Annotated in this window: 3 protein-coding genes and 1 pseudogene; all 4 read right to left on the bottom strand. The window is 40.6% G+C overall.

The features are described from left to right. On the bottom strand, window positions 1–192 hold a 192-nt coding region (locus AC6F75_RS10300; RefSeq protein WP_500714937.1), incomplete at its 3' end, for an adenylyltransferase/cytidyltransferase family protein. 6 nt (window positions 193–198) lie between these two features. Next, window positions 199–831, bottom strand: a complete 633-nt coding sequence (gene pth, locus AC6F75_RS10295) for an aminoacyl-tRNA hydrolase (RefSeq protein WP_500714936.1) — start codon at window positions 829–831, stop codon at window positions 199–201. A gap of 80 nt (window positions 832–911) precedes the next feature. Further along, the gene (locus AC6F75_RS10290; RefSeq protein ID WP_500714935.1) at window positions 912–1565 is read right to left on the bottom strand and encodes a 50S ribosomal protein L25/general stress protein Ctc; all 654 of its coding nucleotides are present in this window, start codon (window positions 1563–1565) and stop codon (window positions 912–914) included. A gap of 118 nt (window positions 1566–1683) precedes the next feature. Then, a pseudogene (locus AC6F75_RS10285) lies at window positions 1684–1926 on the bottom strand (ribose-phosphate pyrophosphokinase); the annotation flags it as partial.

Below are 1926 nucleotides of genomic sequence, written 5' to 3'. Positions count from 1 at the left end.
TTCTTTTTGCAACACCATCCGCGGATGCGGAAAAAAAGTGAGTATCACCGACTCGAAATTCAACCGGTCTGCTTCGGAAGTGAGTTTTTTTAGAATTTCTTTATGGCCAATGTGCACTCCGTCAAACGTGCCAATGGTAACTATGGTAGGTTTTCCGGTCTTAAAATTTTCTATGGAATGGTGGACTTGCACAGGCTGTTATTTTCCGTTAAAGGTATTCATAGTGGTTGTGATTCCCGCTAAAGCGAAAGATTTTATCACTTCAATGGATTTGTCCAGACGTTCGGGGAGTTGGGTTTCTTCTTCGGGTTCCCAATCGCCCAAAACAAAATCGACTTGGCTTCTCCTTCCAAATTCATTGTCTATTCCAAACCGAAAGCGGTTGTAATTGACAGTGCCCAGTTGCAGCTGGATGTCTTTTAAACCGTTGTGACCACCGTCGCTTCCTTTGGTTTTTACCCTGATGGTGCCAAAAGGCAGGTTGAGGTCGTCTGTAACCACCAGCAAGTTTTCAAGCGGGATGTTTTCTTTTTGTAACCAATACAGCACGGCTTTTCCGCTCAGGTTCATATAAGTACTGGGTTTGAGCAGGAGCAAACTTCTCCCTTTGATTTTGTAAGTAGTGATGTCGCCCAATTTGGCAGGCTCAAATGTCAGGTTTTCATTGTGTGCCAGACGGTCGAGAATTTTAAAACCGATGTTGTGACGGGTGTTTTCATATTTGGGGCCAATGTTTCCAAGTCCGGCGATGAGAAATTTCTTCATGGGTTTTTTTTCTTCAAGTATGTTTGGGTTCTTTTTTGCCAGTATGCGTCCAAAAAATGCAAGCATGTTTTTTTTTGTAAAAATATATAAAAAAAACATCCCGAGGGTATCGGGATGTTTTGTAAATATTAAGATTCAAAATCTATTTATTCTGAAGCCGGGGTTTCAGAAGCATCAGCTGCTCCTTCTGCTTCCGCAGTTTCACCTTCAGCTGCTTCATCACCTTCTTCTTCATCTTCTTCATCTTCTACTACAACACGAGATCTTCTCACCTGTGCTACAACTGTATTGTCAGGATGCATGATTTTGAAGTTTTCGGTTTCAAGTTCGGTTACATAAAGCTTGCTTCCAATTCTAAGCTCGGTAATATCTGCTTCAATAAAATCAGGAAGATTTGCGGGAATTCCTTTTACTTTAAGTTTTCTGTTAGGAACACGCAGAACCCCTCCGTTTCTAACTCCTTTTGGTATGCCTAGAAGGTTTACCGGAATTTCCATAGTGATTTCCTTGTCGTCAAAAATCTGGTAAAAGTCAACGTGAATGATTTTGTCATTCACCGGGTGAAATTGGATGTCCTGTAGGATGGCGTTGATTTTATCGCCATTATCAAGAGCAATTACAACTGTGTGTACATCCGGAGTGTACACCAAGTCTTTAAATGCTAATTCATCAGCTGAAAAGTGTAGTGCTTTGTCTCCTCCGTATATAACGCAAGGCACCTTTCCAGCATTACGTAAGGCTTTGGTCGCTACCTTGCCCACGCTTTCTCTTTGAGATCCGTTGATTGTAATTGATTTCATTTTTTTTAGTTTTTTAAGGTTTAGATGATACGCCCTTTAATCATCGGAGCCTTAAGATTAAATTTATGTTTTGGGCGTTTTATTTTTATAATTCTTAGGTAGTTGAGCGAAGTCGAAACTACATTAAAAATTTTGTGCTTATTGATTTGTTGGTATTTACGCTTATCATCACGTCTGCCACCAGTTTTGAGCAGGTCAATACCCTGATTTTTTTGCTTTCTTGTTTTAACGGAATGGAATCAGTCACGATTAATTCCACCAGTTTTGAATTTTCAATTTTTTCGTAAGCATTTCCTGAAAGGATGGCGTGTGTACAAATGGCCCTAACGCTCAATGCGCCGCGTTCCATCATGACATCGGC

This window comes from Planktosalinus sp., assembly GCF_059864935.1.
This window is presented reverse-complemented; position numbering and strand designations above follow the sequence as displayed.